Source organism: Laceyella putida (assembly GCF_042665195.1).
Taxonomy (GTDB): domain Bacteria; phylum Bacillota; class Bacilli; order Thermoactinomycetales; family Thermoactinomycetaceae; genus Laceyella; species Laceyella putida.
Genome location: NZ_JBHTBW010000081.1, coordinates 101189 through 125654, shown reverse-complemented (window position 1 = coordinate 125654; position 24466 = coordinate 101189). Strand labels below are relative to the sequence as shown.

The 24466-nt window shown below is 48.2% G+C and carries 25 protein-coding genes; 11 read left to right on the top strand and 14 right to left on the bottom strand.

What is annotated here, in order from left to right; all coding sequences use genetic code 11:
• Positions 1-8: 8 nt before the first annotated feature.
• Positions 9-1076 carry an AI-2E family transporter gene (locus ACFQNG_RS19500; protein WP_379867584.1) on the top strand — a complete coding sequence of 356 codons (1068 nt, stop codon included), beginning with the start codon at positions 9-11 and terminating at the stop codon, positions 1074-1076.
• Positions 1077-1383: 307 nt separating this feature from the next.
• Here the strand turns inward: ACFQNG_RS19500 and ACFQNG_RS19495 are convergent, their stop codons facing one another.
• From ACFQNG_RS19495 to ACFQNG_RS19445, 11 genes are all read right to left on the bottom strand, one after another.
• Entirely contained in the window at positions 1384-2886 is a 1503-nt protein-coding gene (locus tag ACFQNG_RS19495) for a solute symporter family protein (protein ID WP_379867583.1), read from the bottom strand.
• Complete coding sequence (locus ACFQNG_RS19490; RefSeq protein ID WP_379867582.1) at positions 2883-3221, bottom strand: DUF485 domain-containing protein; 339 nt, start codon at positions 3219-3221, stop codon at positions 2883-2885. The genes ACFQNG_RS19495 and ACFQNG_RS19490 overlap by 4 nt, the downstream gene beginning before the upstream one ends.
• 548 nt (positions 3222-3769) lie before the next feature.
• Positions 3770-4198: a hypothetical protein gene (locus ACFQNG_RS19485; RefSeq protein WP_379867581.1), complete on the bottom strand. Its 429-nt coding sequence runs from the start codon at positions 4196-4198 to the stop codon at positions 3770-3772.
• Positions 4199-4274: 76 nt separating this feature from the next.
• Positions 4275-5519 (bottom strand): NO-inducible flavohemoprotein, encoded by a 1245-nt coding sequence (hmpA, locus tag ACFQNG_RS19480; protein WP_379867593.1) that lies wholly within the window; start codon positions 5517-5519, stop codon positions 4275-4277.
• Between the two features lie 474 nt (positions 5520-5993).
• Positions 5994-6746, bottom strand: a complete 753-nt coding sequence (locus ACFQNG_RS19475; RefSeq protein ID WP_379867580.1) for a hypothetical protein — start codon at positions 6744-6746, stop codon at positions 5994-5996.
• Positions 6743-7324 (bottom strand): hypothetical protein, encoded by a 582-nt coding sequence (locus ACFQNG_RS19470; RefSeq protein WP_379867579.1) that lies wholly within the window; start codon positions 7322-7324, stop codon positions 6743-6745. The genes ACFQNG_RS19475 and ACFQNG_RS19470 overlap by 4 nt, the downstream gene beginning before the upstream one ends.
• Positions 7317-7961, bottom strand: a complete 645-nt coding sequence (locus tag ACFQNG_RS19465) for a hypothetical protein (RefSeq protein WP_379867578.1) — start codon at positions 7959-7961, stop codon at positions 7317-7319. The genes ACFQNG_RS19470 and ACFQNG_RS19465 overlap by 8 nt, the downstream gene beginning before the upstream one ends.
• A gap of 102 nt (positions 7962-8063) precedes the next feature.
• A complete protein-coding gene (locus ACFQNG_RS19460) occupies positions 8064-8567 on the bottom strand; it encodes a GNAT family N-acetyltransferase (RefSeq protein WP_379867577.1) in 504 nt (167 codons plus the stop codon).
• 124 nt (positions 8568-8691) lie between these two features.
• Positions 8692-10146, bottom strand: a complete 1455-nt coding sequence (locus ACFQNG_RS19455) for a nicotinate phosphoribosyltransferase (RefSeq protein ID WP_379867576.1) — start codon at positions 10144-10146, stop codon at positions 8692-8694.
• A gap of 24 nt (positions 10147-10170) precedes the next feature.
• Positions 10171-10581 (bottom strand): M67 family metallopeptidase, encoded by a 411-nt coding sequence (locus tag ACFQNG_RS19450; RefSeq protein WP_379867575.1) that lies wholly within the window; start codon positions 10579-10581, stop codon positions 10171-10173.
• Positions 10582-10912: 331 nt separating this feature from the next.
• The gene (locus tag ACFQNG_RS19445; protein WP_379867574.1) at positions 10913-11971 is read right to left on the bottom strand and encodes a TolB family protein; all 1059 of its coding nucleotides are present in this window, start codon (positions 11969-11971) and stop codon (positions 10913-10915) included.
• Positions 11972-12370: 399 nt separating this feature from the next.
• On the opposite strand from ACFQNG_RS19445, the gene ACFQNG_RS19440 reads away from it, so the two are divergent.
• Positions 12371-12904, top strand: coding sequence for a DUF4309 domain-containing protein (locus ACFQNG_RS19440; protein WP_379867573.1), 534 nt, complete (start codon positions 12371-12373; stop codon positions 12902-12904).
• On the opposite strand, the gene ACFQNG_RS19435 is transcribed toward ACFQNG_RS19440, so the two are convergent.
• Positions 12887-13162 (bottom strand): hypothetical protein, encoded by a 276-nt coding sequence (locus tag ACFQNG_RS19435; RefSeq protein WP_379867572.1) that lies wholly within the window; start codon positions 13160-13162, stop codon positions 12887-12889. The two genes, ACFQNG_RS19440 and ACFQNG_RS19435, sit on opposite strands and share 18 nt — an antisense overlap.
• Before the next feature lie 117 nt (positions 13163-13279).
• Between ACFQNG_RS19435 and ACFQNG_RS19430 the strand changes: the two genes are divergently transcribed.
• From ACFQNG_RS19430 to ACFQNG_RS19400, 7 genes are all read left to right on the top strand, one after another.
• A complete protein-coding gene (locus ACFQNG_RS19430; protein WP_379867571.1) occupies positions 13280-14728 on the top strand; it encodes a flavin monoamine oxidase family protein in 1449 nt (482 codons plus the stop codon).
• Positions 14729-15088: 360 nt separating this feature from the next.
• Positions 15089-15910 carry a cyclase family protein gene (locus ACFQNG_RS19425; RefSeq protein WP_379867570.1) on the top strand — a complete coding sequence of 274 codons (822 nt, stop codon included), beginning with the start codon at positions 15089-15091 and terminating at the stop codon, positions 15908-15910.
• Positions 15911-16349: 439 nt separating this feature from the next.
• Positions 16350-17213 (top strand): DUF72 domain-containing protein, encoded by an 864-nt coding sequence (locus ACFQNG_RS19420; RefSeq protein ID WP_379867569.1) that lies wholly within the window; start codon positions 16350-16352, stop codon positions 17211-17213.
• 24 nt (positions 17214-17237) lie between these two features.
• On the top strand, positions 17238-18059 hold the full coding sequence (locus ACFQNG_RS19415; protein ID WP_379867568.1) for a sulfite exporter TauE/SafE family protein: 822 nt from the start codon (positions 17238-17240) through the stop codon (positions 18057-18059).
• Between the two features lie 13 nt (positions 18060-18072).
• Positions 18073-19509 (top strand): bifunctional metallophosphatase/5'-nucleotidase, encoded by a 1437-nt coding sequence (locus ACFQNG_RS19410; RefSeq protein WP_379867567.1) that lies wholly within the window; start codon positions 18073-18075, stop codon positions 19507-19509.
• A 99-nt stretch (positions 19510-19608) separates the two neighbouring features.
• Complete coding sequence (locus ACFQNG_RS19405; protein ID WP_379867566.1) at positions 19609-19866, top strand: DUF6154 family protein; 258 nt, start codon at positions 19609-19611, stop codon at positions 19864-19866.
• A gap of 143 nt (positions 19867-20009) precedes the next feature.
• Entirely contained in the window at positions 20010-20312 is a 303-nt protein-coding gene (locus ACFQNG_RS19400; protein ID WP_379867565.1) for a YunC family protein, read from the top strand.
• Between the two features lie 39 nt (positions 20313-20351).
• Here ACFQNG_RS19400 and ACFQNG_RS19395 read toward each other — a convergent pair whose 3' ends face one another.
• Together ACFQNG_RS19395 and ACFQNG_RS19390 are read right to left on the bottom strand one after the other, a co-directional pair.
• Positions 20352-21266, bottom strand: a complete 915-nt coding sequence (locus ACFQNG_RS19395) for an RluA family pseudouridine synthase (RefSeq protein WP_379867564.1) — start codon at positions 21264-21266, stop codon at positions 20352-20354.
• A gap of 212 nt (positions 21267-21478) precedes the next feature.
• Positions 21479-22084, bottom strand: a complete 606-nt coding sequence (locus ACFQNG_RS19390) for a methyltransferase domain-containing protein (protein WP_379867563.1) — start codon at positions 22082-22084, stop codon at positions 21479-21481.
• A 489-nt stretch (positions 22085-22573) separates the two neighbouring features.
• Here ACFQNG_RS19390 and ACFQNG_RS19385 point away from each other — a divergent pair, with 489 nt between their 5' ends.
• The gene (locus ACFQNG_RS19385) at positions 22574-23317 is read left to right on the top strand and encodes an ABC transporter permease subunit (RefSeq protein WP_379867592.1); all 744 of its coding nucleotides are present in this window, start codon (positions 22574-22576) and stop codon (positions 23315-23317) included.
• Positions 23318-23345: 28 nt separating this feature from the next.
• Positions 23346-24410: a taurine ABC transporter substrate-binding protein gene (locus ACFQNG_RS19380; RefSeq protein WP_379867562.1), complete on the top strand. Its 1065-nt coding sequence runs from the start codon at positions 23346-23348 to the stop codon at positions 24408-24410.
• Positions 24411-24466: the final 56 nt, after the last annotated feature.

Here is a 24466-nt window from a genome sequence, read left to right as displayed (position 1 = left end):
AATCAAAGATGTTTCGCTTGGGATACGGAATCATTGTGATTCTGCTGATTGTTTTATTGGCCAATAAGGTGCAGTTCATTTTCCGCCCGTTGGTTATTCTGGTGCAGACGCTCTTTTTTCCGTTCCTTGTTGCGGGGGTGTTGTTTTACCTGTTTCGACCGGTGGTGCAGTTTTTGGAAAGGCGGGGTGTCCCGCGGGGATGGGGCATTTTGCTGATTTACCTCTTGGTCATTGGCTTGTTCGTGTTGTTGGGCTTTTTGATCGGGCCGCTTTTAAAGGAGCAGTTTGACCGCTTGCTCCTCAATTTGCCCCATATGATTGATGGGGCGCAAAAGCAACTGATCAAGTGGAGCCATCATCCATGGGTGGCAAGTTATGTGGACTGGAACCAAGTGGTGACGGCCGCGACCAAGTACTTGAAAAGCAGTTTGTCGGCGATCGGGGCGAATATAGCCAGTTTCTTCTCGGTGATCACCAATATTATCGTTGTCTTTGTGACGGTTCCGTTTATCTTGTATTACATGTTAAAGGAAGGGGAGAGATTTCCGCCTTACTTTTTGCGTTTGTTGCCTGAGAAAGAGCGGCAGCAAGGGCTTCGGATTTTGGCTGATATGGATTTTGCGCTCAGCTCTTATATTAAGGGGCAGGTGCTCGTCAGTTTGTTGGTGGGTGTCTTGGTTTATATCGGCTATTTGATCATCGGCATTGATTACTCGCTGATTTTGGCCTTGGTGACTATGTTCACCAATGTGATCCCTCTCGTGGGTCCGTTTATCGGGACGATTCCCGCCGTGATTGTGGCGCTCATCGACTCGCCGATGATGGTGGTGTGGGTGCTCGTGGTTGCGCTGGTGGCCCAGCAGTTGGAGGGGAATTTGGTTTCCCCCTATGTGATGGGAAAAAGCTTGGATGTGCATCCGTTAACGATTATTTTAATATTGCTAGTCGCAGGCAGTTTGGGCGGTTTCTTGGGGTTGTTGCTGGCTGTGCCGACTTATGCGGTGTTGAAAGTGGTGGTAAGCCATCTGTATCGATTGTTGCGATTGCGTTCGATAAGCAAGCAAGGAGAACAGTAAAAAGAAAGTCTCTCGCTGTGGTAGCGGGAGACTTTGAACTTGCTGACAAAGTGGCCTCGGAGTCGATTTTTGAGTCTGCGTTCCTTGGTCGCCTTATCGGGAAGTGGCTCCGTCGCCGAACTCCGGCGCGGGCAACAATCACATTCGTTGTCGCTATCGCTCCGTTGCCCGCTTTCTTCTTTCGTTCGGCACTCCGCTTGATTAACAGCTCCCAGTCACTACGCTTTCAAAAATCTTCCTCCTTTGGGATTTATTGTTTTGTTATCTCTCGCTGTGGTGGTGGGAGACTTTTTTGTGATGTGCCGGTTTACTCCATTCCAATTCCGGTGTTGGAGCGAACCAAGAGTTCGTTGTATTTCTGTTCCGATTCCGGTTCGCGGGAGAGGAAAGTGCCGACGATGGCACCCAAAAAGCCGAGCGGGACAGATAAGAGTGCCGGGTTTTTTAGGGGGAAGATAGCTTGTTCGGGCGGAAGCAAGTTGGGGCTGATCAAAACCAAGATGATGGAACTGATCAATCCGGTTAACATGCCGATGACCGCACCACTTGTGTTAAAGCGCTTCCAAAACAGCGTGAAGAGGATGACGGGCAGATTGGCGCTGGCCGCTACGGCAAAGGCGAGTGAGACGAGAAACGCGACATTTTGATCTTTGCAAAGGAGCGCCAAGATGATCGAGGCGATGCCGACCCCGACGGATGCCCACTTGGCCACGCGCATCTGCTCTTTTTCTGTTGCCTTGCCACCGCGCAGCACATTGGCGTAAAAGTCATGGGCAAAGGCCCCGGCGGCAGAGATGACCAGGCCGGCGACGACGGCGAGAATGGTGGCGAAAGCGACGGCGGAAATAAAGGCAAGGAAGAACTGGCCACCCAACGCTTGCGCGAGCAGGGGTGCGGCCATATTGCCCGCTTTATCAAATGAGGTGATTTTCTCCGGCCCCACGAACAAGGCGGCACCAAAACCGAGGAAGGTGGTCATGATGTAGAAAGCCCCAATGATGAACATGGCCCATACGACCGAAATCCGGGCTTCCTTGGCCGTAGGAACGGTATAAAAGCGAATTAAAATGTGGGGCAAGCCGGCTGTCCCCGCGAGCAACGCCAATCCGAGGGAGATGTTGTCGAGAGGGTTTTTATAGAGGAGTCCCGGCTCCAAGTAGTCTTGTCCAAATTTGGCGGAGACTTGGTCAAACATGTTGACCAGGCTGAAGTCCGACTTGGCCAAGACCATCAGGCTTAACAAAATGGTGCCCGCCATGAGCAACACGGCTTTGACGATCTGGACCCAGGTTGTGGCCAACATGCCGCCAAACACCACATACAGGATCATGAGCGCTCCGATGATAATAATGGAGGACTCATAATTCAGTCCCAACAGCAACTTGATGATGGCTCCGGCACCAACCAACTGCGCGATCATATAGAAAGTGGAAATGGCCAAAGTGGAAAGTGCGGCCACAGACCGAACCGGTTTGGCTTTCATCCGGTAAGCCAGCATGTCGGCAAGGGTGTAACGGCCCGAGTTGCGCAAGGGCTCCGCCACCACAATGAGAACAACCAAATACGCGACCAGCCATCCCACCGAGTATAAGAAACCATCATAGCCATAGAGGGAGATCAAGCCGGCGATGCCCAAAAACGAAGCGGCACTCATATAATCGCCGGAAATCGCGATGCCATTTTGCCATCCCTTGATCGCATGGCCCGCGGCGTAAAAGTCAGCGGTTGATTTGGTTCGTTTTGCAGCCCAATAGGTGATGACCAGCGTGATGCCAACGAAGAGAAGAAAGAGGAGAAACGCGGCGTTCATGATGACTTCCTCCTTTGTTGGGGGATGAGTTCTTCAATGAGTTGATCCAGCTTGTTTGCGTGGCGGACATAGAGTATCGCTAAAATCCATGCCATGAAAAATTGGGAGAGAGCAAACAAATAAGCGCCGTTTAAAGAGCCGATGATGGGCGTGTTAAGGAAAGTGAAGTACCCTGTTCCAATGGGCAATGCAAAATAGTAGAGGATAAAGAAAATAGTTGCGGAGATGATAAATCGCTTCTTTTTGCGCATCAGCTCCTGAAAGTGCGGTTTGGAAGCGAGCTGTTCCCACTCCGCCGCGGATAGGGAGCGCTTTTTGCTCTTGCGTTTGGCCACCACCAACACCCTCCTTGCAATGAATAATCATATTATTTTGTATTAATGAATATATCACAAAAATTTGTCTGGTTGTTGATTTTTTTTGCCGAAGACATAGAAGAGGGAGTGGGGGGGATTTGATATTTTCAATTTTTATCGGCAAAGTTGATATTAAATGATAAAGAGTGTCAAGAAGGAATCTGTTTGCTGGCAGCAAATATTTTTACTAATAAATTTATTTGATTCTTTAAACAAATAATGAATTGGAGGAATAAAAATGAAAGAATGGGATCCGATGGATTTGGAATTGCACCACGGTGAGTTGGATAACGACTCCCGGGAAGCAGAAGTGGACAAGGACGATGACGGAATCAAGATTGAGCTCGATTTTTAACTTCAATGCCACCTATGATAAAACACTTTTTTGATAATAGAGGGGACTCCGTTTTCGGGTCCCCTCCGTCATGTAGCCTGATTTTTTATTGTTACAGGCGGTCACTTGGCCATTTCACAAATCTATAGTCGTTTCAGTTTACGCCTGAAGATTGGCCAAATCGAGTGCATCACTAGGGAGCTGGATAGGGACGTAAGACAGAAGCCAAATAGATGTGATCTTCGACCTTAACCTCAATCAACAAACCGAATTGGCGAAGCAATTGGACAAAACCGTAAATGGAACGCGGATAGGCGTAACCTGAGGCTTCATAGAGAGACTTGATCCTTTTTTCCCGTTCATAGTTCTTGTCTCCCGGATCAGAAAAATCGCAGTACAGCTCTTTGGGATTCAATTCCAATATCGCGTCCCTAATAGCCTGGTTCATGGCGATGCCGTCGGATGATTTCATGATGAAAAACAGGATCAGTCGGCCGGTCCCAAACGGGGTGTAGGGTACCCACTCCCGAAAGGAGACGGGCATGGGAAAATATCGTCCGTTCACCTCTACCGTTTCAAACAATTGATCCGCCCCGGGGATGAGGATATCCGTATCCAACATGGTGGAGATGATGTTGTTTAGTTTTATTCCCTCCTCATTTTCAAACCCTGGTTATGGGCAACCCGGCCCAATTCGCTTATATGTTGACGGTTTGCGGGCGATTTGCCGCTTCCAGCACGCCGCTTGGCCCGAAGAATTCATAATGGATACATGATTTATCAACGCCGAGGGAAACAAGCGCTTGGTATACGGATATCATGAACGGGACGGGACCGCAAAGATAGATGTCCGCTTTTTTCGGTAGAACGGTTTGCAACCACTCCACTTGAATATGCCCTTCTATGTCGAAACGGTTTTTCAACCGATCTTCCATCGTTGGGGAATCATAACAAAGATAAGATTTGACTTGCGGGTTCCTTTTCTGCAGCAATAAAACGTCTTCCCGCATCGCATGCACTTGTCCGTTTCTGGCGGCATGGATATACGTGACTTGACGTTCCGGCTGTGTTTGGACTAGGGTTCTCAGCATACTCATCATCGGGGTCAAACCAACTCCGCCACTGATCAGGACAACCGGTGAGACGCTGGTTTGATTGAGCGTAAACACTCCGGCGGGAGCGCTGATTTTCAAGATGTCGCCTTCCTTCACTTGGCGATGGAGGTAAGTGGATACCTTGCCTGCGGGCAGGTTTTCCCTTTCATCCTCTCTTTTCACTGTGATTCGGTAATGCTTTTTATTGGGAGCGTCAGACAAACTGTACTGGCGGATATGTGTGTGGGGATCTCCGGGGATCGCCACTTTGACGCTTATATATTGCCCAGGCGCGAATGTCGCGATCTCCTTTCCGTCCGCGGGAGTCAAATAAAAAGAAGTGATGATGTCACTCTCCGCCACTTTTTTGTCCACAATGAAGTCGCGAAAGCCTCTCCATCCTCCCGGTTGTTGTTCAGCCTGTCGGTAAAGGTTGCCTTCAATCTGAATGAAGATGTCTGAAATGATCTGGAAGGCATCCACCCAAGCCTGGAGCGCTTCCGGAGAGAGTGCGCTCCCCAGCACTTCCTTCATCGCTCCCAGCAAATGTTCTCCAACAATTGGGTATTGTTCCGGTTCCACTCCAATGCTCCGATGCTTATGGGCGATTTGCATCACCACGGGCAGAATCTTTTCCAATTGTGTAATGTTTGCCGCCGCCGCATAAACCGTACGCGCCAATGCGTGCTGTTGAGTGCGGTTTTTTTGGTGGCTGTGGTTGAAAATATTCAAAAGGTCTGGATGAGCCTGAAACATCATTTGGTAAAATCGGGAAGTGATCTGTTGTCCATATTCACGCAATAGCGGGACAGTCGATTGAATCAGTTGGATTGTTTTTTCTTGCATGATGGGTTACCCCTCTCCTTATTGAAACAAATGGCTGTTTCCTGAGATTGTTGACGATGAAGTTTTTCGATCTTCGATCTCGATCATCGTTTGTAACAACCTTCTCTTTTAAAGTAAAAGAAAAATAAAAAAAACACTGTGATGGAGATCACATGATTTTTGAAAAACGTGTGAATGCCACTGCGGAAATGGGTGTGTGAGAGATTGGCGATTTCTTATCGGAAAAGGGGAGAAGCGCCGCAACGGAGATAGGCTATCATTCGATGGTGATTTTGCCCTTGGAAATCACGTTTCCGCAAGCGACCGAACCGATTTTGGAGGGATGGGGCAACGGGAAATCGTTTGAAAACCGTAGGCGCCCCTTACATGTTCCGGTGTGGGAAAAAAACAACCTTGACTCGATGGAATCATGAGCCAAGGTTATTACTCAATATGGATGTTTCTTTGGCAAATAAATTCGTTTGTGCCGGGGCATATTCAGGTACTTTCCCACTCCGCCCACAACTTCTTCCCCAATCGCTGACTGAGGGGCCCGTAATCTTTGAGGTTGGAGGTATAAATCCACTGATCGGCGGGCACTTCGGTGCAAATGATGGCATCGCCCACGCTCCAGCAGTTGCGCCCATACTTGCTCTTCTGATTGGATAGCATGCCCTTGAGGTTGTCGGTGTGGATGATTCGGTTGCCCGGTTCCAGTTGCGCCAAAGAGCTAAGTGCTTTTGCATGTTTGGCGTAAAATTCTTCTATGCCGCATGAGGGTTCCGGTTGTTGCCGGCACCCGAGGTCCAAGAACCACCGTTTGCCTTCCTTGACCGGAATGGCTTGGGCGCGGATGCACCGGCACTCGTCGACGAGCTCGTCGATCCCCTCCACAAATAAAATCTCAAACTCATCTTCAATTAAAATGTCCAGACGTTCCAACAGTTCTTCCTTATCGTAACCCACTTGCTTGGACAGATAGGCAAACACTTTCAAGATTCGGTCGAATTGCCGAGTGCTGAAGCAACGCTGTCCCAGGCGGGCCAACGCATCTTCGACGGTCTCCTCATCCAGCAAGAGGGTGTGGAGGGTGATGCAGCTTTTCAGAAAACTGTTTTTCAGCTCACCGATGACGTAATTGGAGGTGGTTAAGGACTTGCCTTGGAGATGCCGCTTGATCTCCCGTTGGCGCTTGGCGTTGGCCAGGTACCGGTCCGCCAAAATGGTTGTGTCCAAAAACAGGGTCTTCATTCCGCATCGTCCCCGATGATCCAATTGAGGTCGTGGTGGCGCAGAAGTTGGTCTACCTGGCGGAAGATGTGTTTGTCGCATTGTCCTTGAAACAACGTTTCAAAGGCGCGGGACAAGACAGTGAGATGAGCGGGAGTGAGCCGTTCCGCTTTGGCCTTGTGAATGGCGTCGTGGATGATGAGGCAAATGCGCCGCTCATACTTGTACAGATCTGGATTCAAGTCGTTTTTCAGCTGATGGAGCAGGTCTTTGATGATGCCCAGGGACTGGGTCCGATCATGCATCTCGTCGAAATGTTCTTCGAGATAAGTGAAGTATTTGCGAAGCTTGGCAAAGGTTTCTGCATGCATAAAGTGCCATAGACTGTTGGAGCTTGGCTTGGTTGGGGATTGGGGAAACAATGCCGGTCGGCGGAGCGTGAGCAACTCTTTGGATAATGCCCTTTCCTCTTCGGCGTGAACACTTCCTTTTTTGACGGCGGAGTGCTGAAGTAATTTAAGGAATTCTTCGATTTCTTTCTCTTGGTTGGCGCGCTGTTTTATTTTTCGGTAGGGAAAACGATCATCCCGTCTATTCACGTGACATCACCTTTTTCATTGTCGTTAACTCCATCAGCAGAAAGTCGATGTCATCATGCGTTAAGGTCAACGTCACCTCTTCTTTGTGAGGCTCGTTATCCAAAATATAGCGTAACCAAGGTTTTTTCGGCGAATGGTTGGCAGGGGGGGCCATTTCGATTTTCAAGTGGACGTATCGGAGCGGTTCGAGTTGGCCCTGTTCGTGATCGTATATTTTATGGTTGACTTCCCAACGGAAATCGCTGAGCAACTTGGATTTGGACGTTTGCTTGATCTTGAGTGACTGGATCAGCCGGGGTTGGTAGAAGATTTTTTCGATCACTTTTAACTTCTCTTTCACTTCCCGGCTAATCTGTTCCCCTTCCAGTGAGGCGATGTCCTCTTCATCATAATATTTCAGCTCCATATCGAGGAGAAGTTCCTTATCTTGATTGATGATGGCCAACAAATAACGCGGAATCTCTTCCAAACACTGATAAAAAGCTTTCTCTTCAAACGGTTGCTTATCGATCAGCGCTTGGATGACATGCTGGTCATAACGAAATTCCAGCCGCTCAGGATGAGCGAAGTGCAAAATCACTTTCTGTTGATTCAATAATTCTTTGATATAGACGCAATATTCCTCGTAACGTTTCAAACCCCGTCCGCCCTTTCTCGCATGGATCATGTTAAAGGAATTCTCGATGGGATGGCCTTTCCCCTGTTATAGGAAGGGGAAAGGCGGGCACAATGGGCTTATTTAGTCAGCCAGCGGCAAGGTTAACTGATAAAAGTGAACATCGCGCCAGTCATCAAACTTATACCCCACTTCGCGCAATATGCCGACTTCTTGGAAGCCAAACTGTTCATGCAACCGGAAGCTGACATCGTTGCCGCCGGTGATGCCGGAGATGATGACATGGTAGCCAATCGTTTGTGCCTGTTCAATGATGGCTTCCATCAGCCGTTTGCCGATGCCTTGGCCTTGGGCCGCAGGATGGACATAGATGGAGAGTTCCACCGTATGGCGATAGGCGGGTTTGACACGATAGGGCAGGATTCCGCTATACCCGAGAACGACTCCATCATCTTCGGCGACGAGAAGCGGGTATTGTGCGGGTTGATGGCTGGCGAACCAAGCTTGACGGTCTGCGACGCTTTGTTCTTCCAAGTCGAAAGTCGCTGTCGTTTCCCGTACGGCGTAGTTGTAGATGTCGACCAGCGCGGGCAGGTCTGCGGGGACGGCTTGGCGGATGGTGAGCATAGTTCTCGCTCCTTTATTCATGAATTTAAAAAATGTCTATTCACATTATTTAGGGAAGAGGGAAAAAAGGTCAAGAATGGGAAACGACTGTTGCCACAAAGTGGCAACAGTCGGGGGAAGTTTTTCATTCTTCTGCCTTGATGTAATCATATATGCGGGCAAGCAGCCGCTGTTTGGTATCCCACAGTTGATGAGACAAACTGACGGGATACACTTCCGGATTGAGAATGCGCAAATACTCTTCCCAGAACAGGGCGAGCTGTTTTTGATGGTATTCACGGATCTCTCGCAATGAGGGCAAGGCGTACACAATCCGCCCTTCTTGGAAGATCGGTTGCAAGAGCGGAATCGCTTGAAAGTTTTTCACTTTCTTCCGTCTATATGGATGTTCAGGGTCGAACAATTGCAGGGGTTTGCCCTCATCGATCTTCTCTTCGACCGCGGTGATGAGATCGCCGCGCGCTTTGCCCGACTTTCGATCGATGATGCGATAGACGCTTTTGCGGCCGGGCGTGGTGATTTTCGCTGGATTGGACGAGATTTTAATGGTTGGCACCCATTCTTCGTCCTCAAAGCGCGCCACCATTTTGTAGACGGCTCCCAGGGCCGGCTGGTCAAAGGCGGTGATCAGTTTCGTGCCGACGCCCCAAGCATCGATTTTGGCTCCTTGCGCTTTTAAATTGAGAATCGTAAATTCATCCAAATCGCTGGAAGCGGTGATTTTGGTGTCGGTGAGTCCGGCTTTATCCAGCATCATCCGCGCTTGTTTGGATAGGTATGCGAGGTCACCGCTATCCAAACGGATTCCGGCCAGGGTGTGCCCCTGCCGTTTCAGTTCCAAGCCCACTTTAATCGCATGGGGCAATCCGCTTTTCAAGGTGTCATAAGTATCAACCAGCAAAGTGGTCGCATCCGGAAAAGCGGCGGCATACGCGCGAAACGCTTCCAGTTCGCTCGCGAAATCTTGCACCCACGCATGGGCATGGGTACCGCGGCTGGGAATGCCGAAGCGTTGACCGGCCAAGGTATTGGAAGTGGCGTCGAATCCGGCCAGATAGGCGGCGCGCGTGCCCCAAATCGCCGCATCCATCTCTTGCGCCCGGCGCGTGCCGAACTCAAGAAGTGTGTCGTTCCCAGCTACGTGGCGAACCCGTGCGGCTTTGGTCGCGATCAGGCTCTGGTAACCAACAAAATTAAGCAGGGCGGTTTCAATCAATTGCAATTCCAAGATATTGCCTTCTATTCGGATCAACGGCTCTCCGGGAAAAGCGAGCGTTCCTTCGGGCATGGCATAAAGCGTGCCCGTAAAGCGAAAAGAGCGGAGCAGGTCAAGAAACTCCGGTTCAAACGCATTCTCTTGTTGCAAGTAAAGGAGATCTTCTTCGCGGAAACGCAGATTTTCCAGATAACGAACCACCCGCTCAAGGCCGGCAAACACGACATAGCCATTGCCAAACGGGAGTTTGCGAAAGTACAAATCAAAGGCGCGCCGGTTTTGGTGCGTGCCGTTCTTGTAGTGAGCATACATCATGGTGATCTGGTATTTATCTGTATGTAACGCGGACACGAATGAATCCATCATAAGCATTCTCCCTATTCATTTCTATTCGATGATTTCAAACATGATGGGATGGATCTTTTTTTCTTGTATATAGTAAGGGCAAAGTTGAATTTCTTTATCCTTGAGCGACAAAATCCACAAACTTTTTTCGTGAAAGTGCCAACCTGTTATGTCGCGGGCTGAAGGATAGGCTTGAGACACCGGATGCGAATGGACCACGCCGAGCCAGTCCAACTGAAGATGGCGAATCTGCTTGATGATATCCAGATAGGATCGCGGCTCCAATTCCCATGAGCAGGAGCAGTGGTTTTGGCTCTGAATCGGAAAAAAGTGTGTAATCATGTAGTCACGACCGGCCAAAAAACCATATCCTTCTTGTGGATACTGTTCCAAACAATAAGCTTTCATTTCATTGATCACATGATGGCGAATCGAATAATAGGACGGCTTCATCTTCAGCCCTCCTCGCAGGATGGTTGTCGGAAAAACGGTGAATCTTTCATTATTGTATCGTGTGAAGAAGACGGAAGTCTATGGCAAATAGCAAACATTGGATCAATTTAACAGCTGTGCCGGGCTGGGTGAGGGAGGCCGGACCTTGACCGGTCCGGTTGGTTGAATGGGTGACGGGAAGGGAGAACCAGGAAACGAGGTAGGGGAAGAGCATGAAATGAAATAGGTTGGAAAAAAGCCATTCGATGCTTCCATAGCGTCGAATGGCTTCATGTTTTTCTGGGGATTCAAGGGGGATGGAGACGGTTCGGTGCTCACCTGGCGAAGGGGATTACCGCATGACACCCCAATCGCTGGCATATGAAAAGATTTTGTTGGTCACTTGTTTCGCCTCCGTTTCATCTCCGCCCGGAGACACAAGGAACACACGAACTTTGTTGGGTATCTCTTGGTCATTCGAATCCCAGACGGAGCGAGAAACCGCCAGTTTCTTCTCATCGGGGGACCACGTGGTGGCTGAGATCAATGCACCATCCTTAAAGAAGGTGACCTGATCGCACAGAGCGGAAGAAAGCTCTGTATTGCCGGCATAATCCGCATCGAAACATGCTTTTAGATGGGGGTTGGTTTTATTGGCATCCACAATAAACACATTGCGTTCATCATTGAGCGAGATCCGTCCATCTTGCGTCCATTCGGCGGAAGAATCATAATATCCTGGTGTGTTGGTGACATTGATCACGTTGCTGCCGTCAGCGTTCATGGTATAGACATCGAAATAGCCATCAGAAGATGCGATGAACAGGATCTTCTTTCCATCTGGGGAATAGTTGCCATACGATTCCCAAAAACCGGGGGTTTGGGTCAAGTTTTTCTTATTGGTTCCATCCGCATTCATTTCCCAAATATCCCGGTCGTCATTCATAAAGGAATCATACGTGACTTTTGTTCCGTCCGGGTTCCAAGATCCGGCAGATTCCCACTCGGGACTGTGGGTCAAGTTGACGACATGCGTTCCATCGCTGTTGGCGACGTACACATCGGTAGAGTCTGTCCCGTTATATGCCGTGAACAGAATCTTCTTGCCATCGGGAGAGAGTTTTCCACCTTCCGCTCCCTCGATTAGAAGATGCGGGTCCGTGCCGTCGGGATTCACCACATAAAGATTGGATTCGAGCGATTCATGGAACAGGATCTTCTCTTCTCCCCGTTTAGCCGCGGGCAGCCTATTGATCTTCAATTTCTTGGTGCGGGCTTGTTTTCTCCAGTCTTGTTCCAGCTTTTTCACGCTTGTCGGCTTGGGTTGGTGCACGGGCGCAGCTTCCGCCGTCGCGCCAAAGAACAGGGTGGCTCCTGCCAGTAGGGATAAGGCGAGGGAATGTTTTTTCACAGGCTTTCCTCCTAGTTGCGTAAAAGATTATAACCGTTACATTGATTACTACTTTTGTTTGGAAAAGACCTTTCGCTTTTATTACAATGTTCATATTATGTTCGAATTTTTTAACCCTTTCTCGCCCTTAAATGACCCCGTATTATGATGGGTATAAAGATTAAACCTCCCAATCCCATGGTCTTGCGCATCACTTTCTGGTGCAAACACTCTTCGCGCAGGAGTTATGGCATAGGTGACTGTGGGTTTGTCGACTGCGGCCTGGTAAAGAGGCATGGGCCATGTATTTGGGAGCTTACATTATTTACAACTTAGAAATAATTATTTATTATCATGAAACATTCCTTTTGTAACATACAATCAGCTCCAACATACCTTGGTTTGAAAGGAATGGATGACATGAAAAGATGGTTGCGAGGGTTAACTTTCGCTCTGATTTTGGGAGCGATATTGGCGAGCTTTGGATTCCCGTCTCTCACGGGTGCGGAGACATCCCGGGACAAAATAAACGCTCATGCCTTGCTGGACCAAATCATGGACTTGGCCTCTGAAACAAGAACATTAAACAGTGGCCCTTTTGGCGTGGGAAGCCGGCTGGATGACGTGAAGGCGGCATGGGGAGCGCCGGAAGATGATTCCGGTGTCGCGGCCAACTTTTGGAGTCGCCATATCCGGTTTATCTATGACCATGATTTTCCTGGCGATCCCATTACCTGGGTGGAGGATTTTGATCCAGATTTGCAACAAATCTCCCTTAAACAATTGCGCAAAGAGCTTGGGAAGCCGCTTAAAAAAGTGGAAGATGAAGGGCAGCTGTATGTGACTTACTTGGCCAATGAGCATCATGAAATCACTTTTGTATTGAATGCTTCCATCCACAATGGAAAATCAGTGGTTTATCTGTATTACATCAAATCAATTCCATATCATTAAGCGTGTGAAAGGATCCAGGAGCTTTTCACTTTTTGGCAGATTTGCGCCATTCATCCCCCGCTTATAAAGTGGCGGGATGGATGGCGCTTTGTTCGGTATCTCCAAGATAGGAATAATTGGAATCTTGAGGCCTTGGATGGGAACTTCCCGGTCCTTGCGTTCAAACAGCACTTTGACAGCCATCCGTCCCATCTGTTCGGTATAAACCTTTACGGTGGTAAGCGGCGGGTGGAGATAAGCGGTGTGTCGCTCATCCACGAGTTCCTCTGATTCAGAAGAACTGGCAAGGTTGCCATACATAAGGTTCATGCTGATTGAATACGATGGTTACTAAATGAGGATGAAGCATGGAATTTATGATAAAGGGGAAGAAAAATGCCTCTACAACTCACTCCATATCAAATGGTCTCCATTATCCAAAATGGGATGAACACGCCACGGCAACCTAAAAATATAGTCGTTGTTGGCGCAGGCATGGCCGGATTGGTTGCAGCATCGCTGCTTAAGGAAGCCGGGCATCAAGTGAAAATGATTGAAGCGGCAAATAGAGTGGGTGGACGTGTATTGACATTGCGTTCTCCTTTTACAGATGGACAATACATCGAAGCCGGACCCATGCGCATTCCAAGTGTTCATTATTTAACTTTAGGGTATATTCGCAAATTTGGTTTACCAATCAATCCATTTTTTAATTCCACTCCAAATGACATCCTTTATGTAAATGGTATTAAGACCCGGCTTAAAACTTATCAGAGGAATCCGGCGATGATAAATGCTAATTTAGCGAAAAATGAACGAGGAAAAACGTTTGTTGAGTTACTTAACTTTGCGTTTCAGCCACTATACAACTTTATTAGTCAAGATCCTGTAAGAAATTGGAGCATGGCCATAAAAGAATTGAATAAGTATTCACTTGATACTTTTTTGCGTCACAACCCTTTTGGCGATTTACGTGCGATTGAACTGGCCAAAATGCTTACGGCAACGGAAGGGTTATCGGAATTATCATTTTTGGATATATTCAGGCAGTTTGTCATTTTTTTAAATCCCCATATGCGCTTCTACGAGATAACAGGTGGTTTTGATCGCTTGCCAAGAGCCTTTCTCCCTCAGTTAAAAGAAGATATTTTATTTCAACAAGAGGTCAGAAAAATAATACAGCATGACAATAAAGTGATCATCCGCTCTGTTCATACCCAAACGGCGAAACCATTTGAAATCACCGGGGATATTGCCATCATCACGATCCCCTTTTCGGTGTTGCGTTTTGTTGAAGTGGAACCGTACCATTCTTTTTCGCTTAACAAGTGGAAAGCGATTCGTGAACTTCATTATGTGCCATCTGTAAAAATGGGCATTCAGTTTAAAAACCGATTTTGGGAAAGAGAAGGCATGTACGGGGGACAGACGATTTCTGATCTTCCGGTTAAACAGACATACTATCCAAGCCATGGATTCGGTGAAAAGTGCGGGGTTGTTTTGGCCAGCTATACATGGGAAGATGATGCACAAGTTTGGGATAAAATGACCCAGGAAGCACAAATTGAGTATGGCTTGAGAGATTTGGCAAAAATCCATGATGACGGGATTATTCAAAATTATGTTGCCGGAGCGGTCCACAGTTGGGTTCAACAGCCATATTCCGCGGGTTCTTTTGCGCTTTTCAAACCGGAGCAAGAAGTGGAATTGTATCCTTCCATTCTTTCCCCCGAAGGAAGGGTTCATTTTGCGGGTGAACATGCTTCAACGGATCGAAGTTGGATTCAAGGAGCCATCGCATCTGGCATACGGGTGGCTTGTGAAGTGAATGATTTACCGAAATGAACCGCCAATATCAAGCGGTTTTGATCTTTTAACTTCCATTTCTTGTTGTATTGGATTAAATAATATTATCCAGAAAAAATAAATAAAAAATTCGATTGAGTTATAGTATTGCCTCTTATAAAATAACTTTAACTTCATTTTATAAGAGGTAAGGTTATTCTGGAGGCTATACTTATCATGACCACAAACATTTTGTCAAAGGAAAAACAGCGGATAGAACGGGAACGGCTTATTTACCCAAGTGTTAATAATTGTTTGATAGAGCATTATTAAAATACGAATATTGCAACGGATGTTGGATTAAAGCCATTTTACAAGCGGTTGCATCAAACGACAGTCAAGTAACCAGGGGGGACAATCATGAGCGGAAGAAGTGGACGAATTAGCCCAATAGATCAGATGATAAGCAATGGGAAACGCTTGACTTTGATTGATTTAAGTGATCGATTGAGTAATGCGACAACATCCTTTGAATTGAACCCCCATCGGATTGAGTATCATGACCATCAGGATGGAGCGCGTCAGGTTGAAATCTTAGGCATTGATAAAACGTATTTTCCCAATCAAGAGGGATGGGCAACGGAAACGGTTACACTTTCCACACATGCCGGAACACATGTTGACGCCCCTTATCACTATGGACCGACGACGAATGGACAACCCGCTCGAACCATTGATCAGGTTCCCCTTCATTGGTGTTATGGTGATGGCGTCGTCTTCAATATGACTCATAAGTCAGCAGGCGAAGGAATCACGGAAAGGGATTTGCAAAAGGAATTAGATCGTATTGACTATACGCTCAAGCCTTTTGATATTGTCTTGGTGCACACTGGAGCATCCAAGCATTTTGGTACGCCTGGATACGCGTTTAAACAGCCGGGGTTAACCAAAGAAGCGGTTGAGTGGCTACTTGATCAAGGGGTCAAATTGATTGGAATTGACGCTTGGGGCATTGATCGTCCTTTGGATCAGATGGCGGCAGAAGCCAAAGCGGGAAAAGTTCAATTCTGGGAAGCTCATTTGGTTGGTCGGACAAGAGAGTATTGCCAGATTGAAAAGTTGTGCAACCTTGATCTCATTCCAATCTCCCATGGGTTCAAAGTATCCGCGTTTCCTGTGAATATCGCGGAAGCCAGTGCGGGTTGGAGTCGGGTGGTTGCGATTATTGACGAAGAGATTTAAAATCAGTTGATTATGATGGGAACGTATCTTTATGTTCTTTTATTTTTTCTTTATCAATGAGATGCCCGTGTATAACTTTATATCACTAGTGGCGAGGCAGGGGAGTTTTTCCTCTGCTTTTTGTTTTTTGACGATATGGGGCAATTGAATAAGTCCTGCTAATTCATGAGGGTCGAGTTTTCATCAAACAGGACAAGCTGGTTGTAATATGAACCTTATCCCTTTAACCGGGAATATCGGGTGATGGCCGTCTTGGATAACAAAATGTCCAAGGAGGTTCCCGGGACAACCCAAGTAGAAAAGCCACCTATCCGTTTAGGCTGTTTAATCAATTCATAATTAAGATGATAAAATGGTCAGTTGCAGAATCCGTTTTTTTCATATCGAACAAGTGATAGAATAAACTCAATACCCTTGCAAGAGAGGTTGAAACAGAAAGATGAGCTCAAACGAAAACCCTATTCAAATCGGGGTGTGCGGCTGGGGTGATCATGATCTGTATCCGCCGGGAACGCAAGCGAAAGAGAAATTGGCCATCTACGCGGGTCATTTCCCGGTGGTGGAAGTGGACAGCACCTTTTATGCGATTGCGCCTGTGGAGCGGATGGAGCGCTGGGTTGATGACACACCGGAGAGTTTTCGGTTTGTAGTGAAGGCGTATCGGGAGTTGACCGGACATGGTCGCTTGGAGAAAGCGCCGGTGCGCCCGTGGCAGGAGCTGGTGGAGAATATGCTGGCGTCGCTCGCGCCGATGCGGCGGGCGGACAAGCTGGAGGCGGTATTGTTTCAATTTCCGCCATGGTACGATTGTTCGCAGAAGCATGTGAAGTATATCCGGCGGGTGCGCGAAGCGTTTCGCGATGTGCCGGTGGCGGTTGAGTTCCGCAATCAAAGCTGGTTTCGCCCAGAATTTCGTGACAAAACACTTCAATTCTTGGAACAGGAAAAATGCATTCATGTGATATGTGATGAACCTCAGGCAGGGGAAGGGTCGGTCCCCTTGGTGTTGGCGACTACACATCCGGCACAAGCGCTTGTCCGCTTCCATGGGCGAAATGTCGCCGGGTGGAATAACACGGGGCAACCCAACTGGCGCGATGTCCGCTACGCCTATCGATATTCGGAGGCGGAACTGGAAGAGTGGGTCTCCCATGTGCGGCAGTTGGAACAGCAAGTGCGGCGGGTCACGTTGTTGTTTAACAATAACTCGCAAGGGGATGCGGTCGACAGTGCCAAAATGATGATGCGGCTGTTGGATATCGAATTTGAAGGATTGGCGCCGCGCCAATTGGATATTTTCTAGTACGGATGGGATGTTGATTGCGCGATGGAATGGATTCTGCTGTTTGTTGTGGGTTTTTTGGCTGGAACGGTAGGAAGTTTGGTCGGATTGGGCGGGGGGATTATCATTGTGCCCGCGCTACTCTATCTGGCGGGGTTCCATCCCTCTTTTCAAGGAATAACGCCTTCCGTTGCCGTGGGAACTTCTCTGTTGTTGATCGTATTGACGGCACTCAGCTCCACTTTGTCGTTTCTTAAGCAGAAACGGGTGGATGTGAAAAGCGGGTTTACCTTCTTTCTCGCGTGCGGGCCGGGGGCCATGGTGGGGGCCAGCTTAACCCGCCTGTTCCAATCCGATTCGTTTTTCGTTGCCTTCGGTTGCCTGATGATATTTGTGTCATGGCTGTTGCGCGTCAAGGAGAAAGGCGCGACCCGCAAGGTGCGGTTGGATGTGATGAGAACCTTCACCGATGCCGCCGGCACCGTGCATGAGTATGGATATCATCGCTTGACGGCCCTGGGACTCTCTTTTTTGGTCGGCGTGATTTCGGGGCTGTTTGGAATTGGCGGCGGTTCGCTTTTGGTACCGATGATGATCTTGTTGTTCCGTTTTCCGCCACATGTGGCAACGGCCACTTCCATGCTGATCATCTTTCTCTCCTCGATCGTGGCCAGCGTGACGCATGTTGTCCAAGGCAATATCCATTGGATCTCGGCGTTGGTGTTGGCGCCGGGAGCATGGGTTGGCGGCAAGATCGGGGCTTGGATTTCGTCTAAGCTGAGCAGTCGCGCTTTGTTGAACCTGTTGCGCATCGCCATTCTCGTGACGGCTGTGCGCATGATTATGGATGGACTCAATCTGATTTAAAGGAGGGGAGCGTGTGCAACGAGAGGATCGCATTCATCTTTTACATACAAACGATTTACATAGTCACTTGGATCAAGCCGCCAAGATGGTGCCTTTGATTGAGGAGTTGCGCACGGAGTGGCATAAACGGAATGAACCGTCTTTGCTGTTGGATATCGGGGACCATATGGATCGGGTCCGGATGGAGACGGAAGGAACGAATGGCCGGGTAAACCGGCAAATCCTCGAACAGATGGGCTATGATTTCGTGACGTTGGGCAATAATGAGTTGCTCACCTTTTCCCGGGACCAATTGGCGGAGGTATATCGGAATGCGGCGTTTCAAGTGCTGAGCAGCAATGTGTATGAAGTGAAGCGTTTGGCCCAACCCGCCTGGATCGCGCCATATTCCCATGTCCAGCTAGGCCCGCTGCGGATCGGCTTTCTTGCGGCGACCATTCCGTATGAAACCGTGTATGAGTTGATGGGTTGGGATGTGCGGGATCCTTTTCCCGTCTTGGCGGAACATGTGAATCGGTTGCGCGAAGAAGTGGACTTGATTGTGGTTTTATCCCATCTTGGCCTGATGAATGACCGGTTGTTGGCGAAGGAAGTGCCCGGGATCGACCTGATTATCGGGGCCCATACGCACCACTTGCTGGAAGAGTTGGAGCAGGTGGGAGACACTTGGCTTGCGGGTGCGGGCAAACACGGGCAATACCTGGGTCACATCGAGATTGTGGCAGACCCGGACACACGCCGGGTGACAGCGATTCATGGACAAGTCTATTCGCTTGAGGAACGCCAAGAAGCGCGCGCCATGCAAGAGATGATTGACCATTATCGGGAAGAAGCCCAAGAAAACATGGCGCAACCGATTATTACCCTGTCCCGCTCCTTGCGGGTGGATTGGTACCGGGAGAGTCCGCTCTCCAACTTGTTGGCTGATGCGCTGCGTGACTGGGTCGGTGCGGAGATCGGGCTGGTCAACAATGGCCAATTGTTGGCTGACATTCCCGCGGGGGCGGTGACCCGCCAGCGGTTGCACGCGGTGTGCCCCCATCCGATCAATCCGGTCCTGATGACGATCAAAGGTAAAGAGATACGCCGAACCTTGGAGGAGGCGCTCCTCGATGAGTTTGCCACCTTGCCGATTCGCGGCTTCGGGTTTCGGGGGGAAGTGTTGGGGACGGTCAGTGTATCGGGAGTGGAAGTGATCTATGATCCGGCCGCTCCGCCGTTTCAACGGGTCAAGGAAATCAAGATGGGCGATGCGCGTTTGGAAGAGGAACAGGAGATTCGGTTGGGTACGATCGATATGTTTACTTTTGGAATTGGTTATCTAGGGTTAAAAGAGGGGAAAGTACAAAAGTATTACTTGCCGGAGTTTTTGCGGGACCTGCTGGCAAAACAGTTGCAAGCGCCCGGCGCTTTGCCACGATGTGAAGAGAAACGCTGGAAGTCGGTATAGCGGATCACCGAACGGAACACCATTTATTGTAAAGGGCGAGGATGGGTATCGAAAAAAGACAAGTTCTCCGCTACAATAGGGATAAGGAGGATAGCCGCGATGAGTTTTGTAGATGAAGTTTACTCGTTATATCGAGACCAGTTGAATGACGATGAAGATGATGCGGTGGCCATTGTGCTCAGCATCTTGGAAGAACAGTCACGGGAGCATGTATTGAAATTGATTGAGCAGATGTCGGATGACGAAGTGGTTCAGATGATGGGTGTTTACCTGGTGGAAATGTTAAAGATGAAGATGATTCAAGATGGGAAAATCCCACCGTTTCGCGCAGTGCCATCCTCTTCACATATACACTGAAACAGAAAATGACACAACGTGTCGCCAGCAGGCGGGTTTCTCGATGAGAGAATGCCCGCTTTTTTTAATAAGTTTTCCCTCCCCTCACTTTTTTGGGCATTCGCACATATGTTGTTAATGACTGATGTGGAGGAGGGGAACTGATGATTGCGATGAGACCATTTGAGATTGATGGCCACGCGGTGTTGGGGATTGAAGTGAAATTGCCCAAAACGACCTTGCTCGTCATCACGACGGATAAAGGATACATCATGTGCGGAGCTTTGGATGTGGGGCTTCTGAATGAGCGGTTGCGCGATCGGGAGATCATTGCGGCGCGCGCGGTGGGAGTCCGGACATTGGAACAGTTGTTGGAAGCGCCATTGGAGTCGGTGACCCATACGGCGGAAGAATATGGCATTACCGCTGGCATGACTGGACGGGAGGCTTTGTTGAAAATGATCTGAGCGAAATAACGCCTTCGGATCAAATTCCGAAGGCGCGAATTACAGGCCCATCTGTTGCCGGGCCGTTTCCATATCGGCAGGTAACGGCGAGGTGAAACGCATCATCTCACCGGTGAGTGGATGGGTAAAGGCAAGTTCGGCAGAATGAAGGGCTTGCCGTTTCATGAAAAGGCCCGGTCCGCCGTAGAGTCGATCCCCGATCAGAGGCGCGCCGAGATGGGCGAAATGAACCCGAATCTGATGGGTGCGTCCGGTTTCCAGTTGCACTTGCACCAGCGCTCCCCGGTCACTCTGGTTCAACACTTGATAATGGGTCAGGGCGGGTTCGCCGCGCTCCGTCACCCTGCGCCTGGTGGGATGCTGCGGATCGCGGCCGATGGGAGCGGAGATGGTGCCGGAAACTTGGGGGAGAGTTGCGCCGATCAGGGCGAGGTAGCCGCGTTTCAAGCTTTTTTCCCGCAACTGCCGATCCAGCAGTTGATGCATATAAGCGTTTTTCGCGACCAGGATCAACCCCGAAGTGTCGCGGTCCAACCGATGGACGGGCCTCACGACCCCGCCGCCGCCGTGAGCTTGCAAGTGATATAAAATGCCGTGGACCAAGGTTCCGCGATCGGTGGGCCGTACGGGATGGACAGCCACGCCTGCCGGTTTATTGACGAGCATAAGATCGAGATCTTCATAGATGAGTTCGAACGGAACCGGTTCCGGAGCGAGCTCCGATTTTTCTTGGGGACGGACGGCCACTTTCAGTTGGTCGCCCGTTTTTACCTTTTTCTTAAGATAGGGCGCTCGCCCATTGAGCAAGATGCCTTTGCCGCGAGTGAGGCGGTTCAGCATCCGGCCGGAGAGGAGAAGGGGTCCCTTCAACACTTCTTCGACCGTGTGGTTGGCCCACTCATCGGATATGGTGAAAGTGATCCATTTGCTATAGGACGGTGGTTGTTTTGCCATAAATATGCCGCCATCTTTCGTGTGTGAAATGGTGGGTATCGTTATATTGTCTTCCCTTGAATCGATACCCTATGACTAGTTTAGACGAAATTTTTGCAATGGCAAACGGAGAGTGTAAAACGATATCGGGATTTCAGTGATGAAAGAGCCAAATCCGCCTGACAGGCGAAGAGTCCACCGCAGATGGCAACGGTGGTGGACTCCTTTTTTGTTCAGACAATTTTCTTCGCGACCATCACTTGTAGCGCATGGCGATGCGGGACGCCGCTGGAATGGCAATCGAAGAGGAATTCGTCGCAATGGAGGATTTCCCAATCGGCGTAATAAGAGAGCAACTCGCCACTCTTGTAAAAACTTTCATGTGCTTGCCAATCCGGGGGAATGGGCAACCATGATTTGTCAACGAAGACATTGATGGCATGGAGGCCGCCAACATTCGTCTGCTCTTGGAAATGGCGAAAGCGTTCAGCTCGGATGTCGGGCGACAGATATTGCAAAGTGCCAGAAGAATAGAGCAAATCAACCGGTTCCGTCAGGCGATGGGTACGCACATCGGCGTGTACGGTCCGAATGGCCAACCGCTCCGCTTCTGCCCAGGCCACGGTTTTGGCCAAGCCCACGCGGGATAAATCGACCCCCGTCACCTGAAGGCCCTGCTTGGCGAAATAAATGCACTCTTTCCCTTCCCCGGAGCCGAGGTCGACCACTTTTTTACCCGTGGGTTGCCCGGCCAATGAGATCAGACGCTGGGCCAGTTGCGATGGAGCCGTGCCCCAGTAATATCCAGGTTGCCTGTACCACTCGTCATATGCGTTCATCGATACCCTCTCCTTTGCGTTTGTTACAACTCGAGCCTAAGGGTTCACGTTGCGGTAAAGTCAAGAGGGAAATCATCGAATGTGGAAGGTGGGAGTGGGCGGGAATTTTCCTGTTTTCGTTGTTTATGTTGGTCTTGCACTTTCGGAAAAACGTGGAAAGTTGGGGCGTGTTCGGCCAATCAGCATCAGACGGGGAATCCCTACGAACTTTTTCCTAGCTCAACGATTGACACGAATAATCATCACTGTTATTATAATTCCAAGTAAATCGAGCTGAAATAAACAATTAAACCGACCAGACAACTGGAGGTCCCGTATCCTTGCATTTATTGCTTGTGATGGGACCTTTTTATTTTTTATAAGCGATTGCCGATCAATTAAATAGGGATGTCTATCATCTCAAAAGACTTATAACAGATAAAAGGGGGGCCTGTATTATTGAGCAGACAAAATTTCCGAAAAAATATAGTACCTGCTAAGGTGATTTCCATTGTTACTGTTGTTTTTATATTATTTGTCTGGACAATTAGTACGCATCTAAAATGGATAGATCCTCTTTTCTTGCCTTCTCCACAAGCGGTTTGGATTGCGTTTTTAGACCTCTTACATGAAGGATATAAAGGCGCTTCTTTGATCAAACATATCTTTAACAGTCTGAATAGGTTATTTCTAGCACTCTTTCTGGCGCTGATTACTGCCATCCCACTTGGTATCCTGTGCGGTTATTCGAAATATATCCGCGCGGTTTTCGACCCCTTGATTGAATTTTATAGACCTCTTCCGCCATTGGCCTATTATACTTTGCTCGTTTTGTGGTTAGGCATTGATGACGAATCGAAGGTTGCCCTCTTATTTCTAAATGCTTTTGCCCCATTGTTTATCGCAACTGTATCTAGTGTACAGAGGGTGCCGCGAGATCGGATAAACGGTGCCTTATCATTGGGAGCATCAAAGTGGAAGGTATTGGCTTATGTCATTTTTCCGACTTGCCTACCTGACATCATTACCGGGCTTCGAACAGCGATTGGGGTCACTTATGCGACGTTGGTAGCGGCAGAAATGGTCGCGGCAACTTCGGGTATCGGTTGGATGGTATTGGACGCAAGTAAATATCTACGCAGCGATATCATTTTGGTAGGGATTATTATAATGAGTGGAATAGCGATGATCATGGATGGAATCATTAGATGGATTCAACGCCGTCAATTTCCATGGATTGGAACAGAAGATTGATCTCAAATAATTCGCGGAGGAAACGGAAATGTCATTTCGGAGAAAAATGAATTGGTTAATTATTGCGCTATTTTCTATTTTAATTGCTCTTACTACCGCTTGTTCTAATCAGACTTCATCATCAGGCACTGCAAAAGAAGTCATCTCATCATCTTCACAATCAGATCCTGCACCAAAAGAAATTCGGTTAGGGTATCAAGTTTCACCGAATGCGGAACTATTAGCTAAGGCTTTAGGTCTATTAGAGAAAAAATATCCAAATATCAAAATTAACTGGATTAAATTTGATTCAGGACGAGATGTTAATACGGCAATTGCAAGTGGCAGCATCGATTTTGGTCTCGTTGGAACCCCTCCCGGTGCGATAGGCATTGCAAAAGGATTGCCCTGCCAAGTCTTTTATTTACATGATGTAATCGGTGAAAGCGAGGCATTAGTTGTAAAAAAGAGTTCTGGTATCAAATCATTAAAAGACCTTAAGGGTAAAAAGATAGCAACAACTTTTAGTTCAACATCTCATTTTAGTTTGTTAGGTGCCTTAAAAACGGAAGGAATGAATCCTGAAAAGGAAAAAGTAACGATTCTTGACATGCAACCACCGGATATTTATGCTGCTTGGAAAAGAAATGATATAGATGGTGCGTATATCTGGCAACCTACACAAGCTAAACTTATTAGTGATGGAGGATATATCATAGTAACTTCTAAAGATTTGGCAAAAAAAGGGGTAGTTACAGCTGAACTTGGGATTGTTCATAAGGATTTTGTAAAAAAATATCCTGACATTGTAAAGGGATATATATCCGTCTTAAATGAAGCTGTTCATTATTATCGCGATAAACCTGAACAGTCTGCTCAATTACTTTCTAACGAATTGGAGCTATCCCCGGAAGAAAGCTTAAAAACGATGCGACAAATTATTTGGTTAGATGGTTCTCAGCAGAAAAAATATTTTGGGGAATCCGGTCAAATTGGAGAATTAGCAAAAGTATTGAAGGATACAGGAGTCTTTATGACTACACAAAAAGCCATACCATCTGCTCCGGATGTAAATACCTATCAACAGGCCCTATTAAGTGATCTGTACAAGTAAGGGAAAATAGGAGCTATTCCTGTAATCAAATAGGGGGATGTTTGAAAAAGAAAAGT

Bases quoted from the DNA above. Each gene is read 5' to 3' on its own strand.
- ACFQNG_RS19500 (WP_379867584.1), top strand. From the start codon at position 9: ATGTTTCGCTTGGGATACGGAATCATTGTGATTCTGCTGATTGTTTTA.
- ACFQNG_RS19495 (WP_379867583.1), bottom strand. From the start codon at position 2,886: ATGAACGCCGCGTTTCTCCTCTTTCTTCTCTTCGTTGGCATCACGCTG.
- ACFQNG_RS19485 (WP_379867581.1), bottom strand. From the start codon at position 4,198: ATGTTGGATACGGATATCCTCATCCCCGGGGCGGATCAATTGTTTGAA.
- ACFQNG_RS19475 (WP_379867580.1), bottom strand. From the start codon at position 6,746: ATGAAGACCCTGTTTTTGGACACAACCATTTTGGCGGACCGGTACCTG.
- ACFQNG_RS19460 (WP_379867577.1), bottom strand. From the start codon at position 8,567: ATGCTCACCATCCGCCAAGCCGTCCCCGCAGACCTGCCCGCGCTGGTC.
- ACFQNG_RS19455 (WP_379867576.1), bottom strand. From the start codon at position 10,146: ATGGATTCATTCGTGTCCGCGTTACATACAGATAAATACCAGATCACC.
- ACFQNG_RS19450 (WP_379867575.1), bottom strand. From the start codon at position 10,581: ATGAAGCCGTCCTATTATTCGATTCGCCATCATGTGATCAATGAAATG.
- ACFQNG_RS19440 (WP_379867573.1), top strand. From the start codon at position 12,371: ATGAAAAGATGGTTGCGAGGGTTAACTTTCGCTCTGATTTTGGGAGCG.
- ACFQNG_RS19430 (WP_379867571.1), top strand. From the start codon at position 13,280: ATGCCTCTACAACTCACTCCATATCAAATGGTCTCCATTATCCAAAAT.
- ACFQNG_RS19425 (WP_379867570.1), top strand. From the start codon at position 15,089: ATGAGCGGAAGAAGTGGACGAATTAGCCCAATAGATCAGATGATAAGC.
- ACFQNG_RS19420 (WP_379867569.1), top strand. From the start codon at position 16,350: ATGAGCTCAAACGAAAACCCTATTCAAATCGGGGTGTGCGGCTGGGGT.
- ACFQNG_RS19415 (WP_379867568.1), top strand. From the start codon at position 17,238: ATGGAATGGATTCTGCTGTTTGTTGTGGGTTTTTTGGCTGGAACGGTA.
- ACFQNG_RS19405 (WP_379867566.1), top strand. From the start codon at position 19,609: ATGAGTTTTGTAGATGAAGTTTACTCGTTATATCGAGACCAGTTGAAT.
- ACFQNG_RS19400 (WP_379867565.1), top strand. From the start codon at position 20,010: ATGATTGCGATGAGACCATTTGAGATTGATGGCCACGCGGTGTTGGGG.
- ACFQNG_RS19395 (WP_379867564.1), bottom strand. From the start codon at position 21,266: ATGGCAAAACAACCACCGTCCTATAGCAAATGGATCACTTTCACCATA.
- ACFQNG_RS19390 (WP_379867563.1), bottom strand. From the start codon at position 22,084: ATGAACGCATATGACGAGTGGTACAGGCAACCTGGATATTACTGGGGC.
- ACFQNG_RS19380 (WP_379867562.1), top strand. From the start codon at position 23,346: ATGTCATTTCGGAGAAAAATGAATTGGTTAATTATTGCGCTATTTTCT.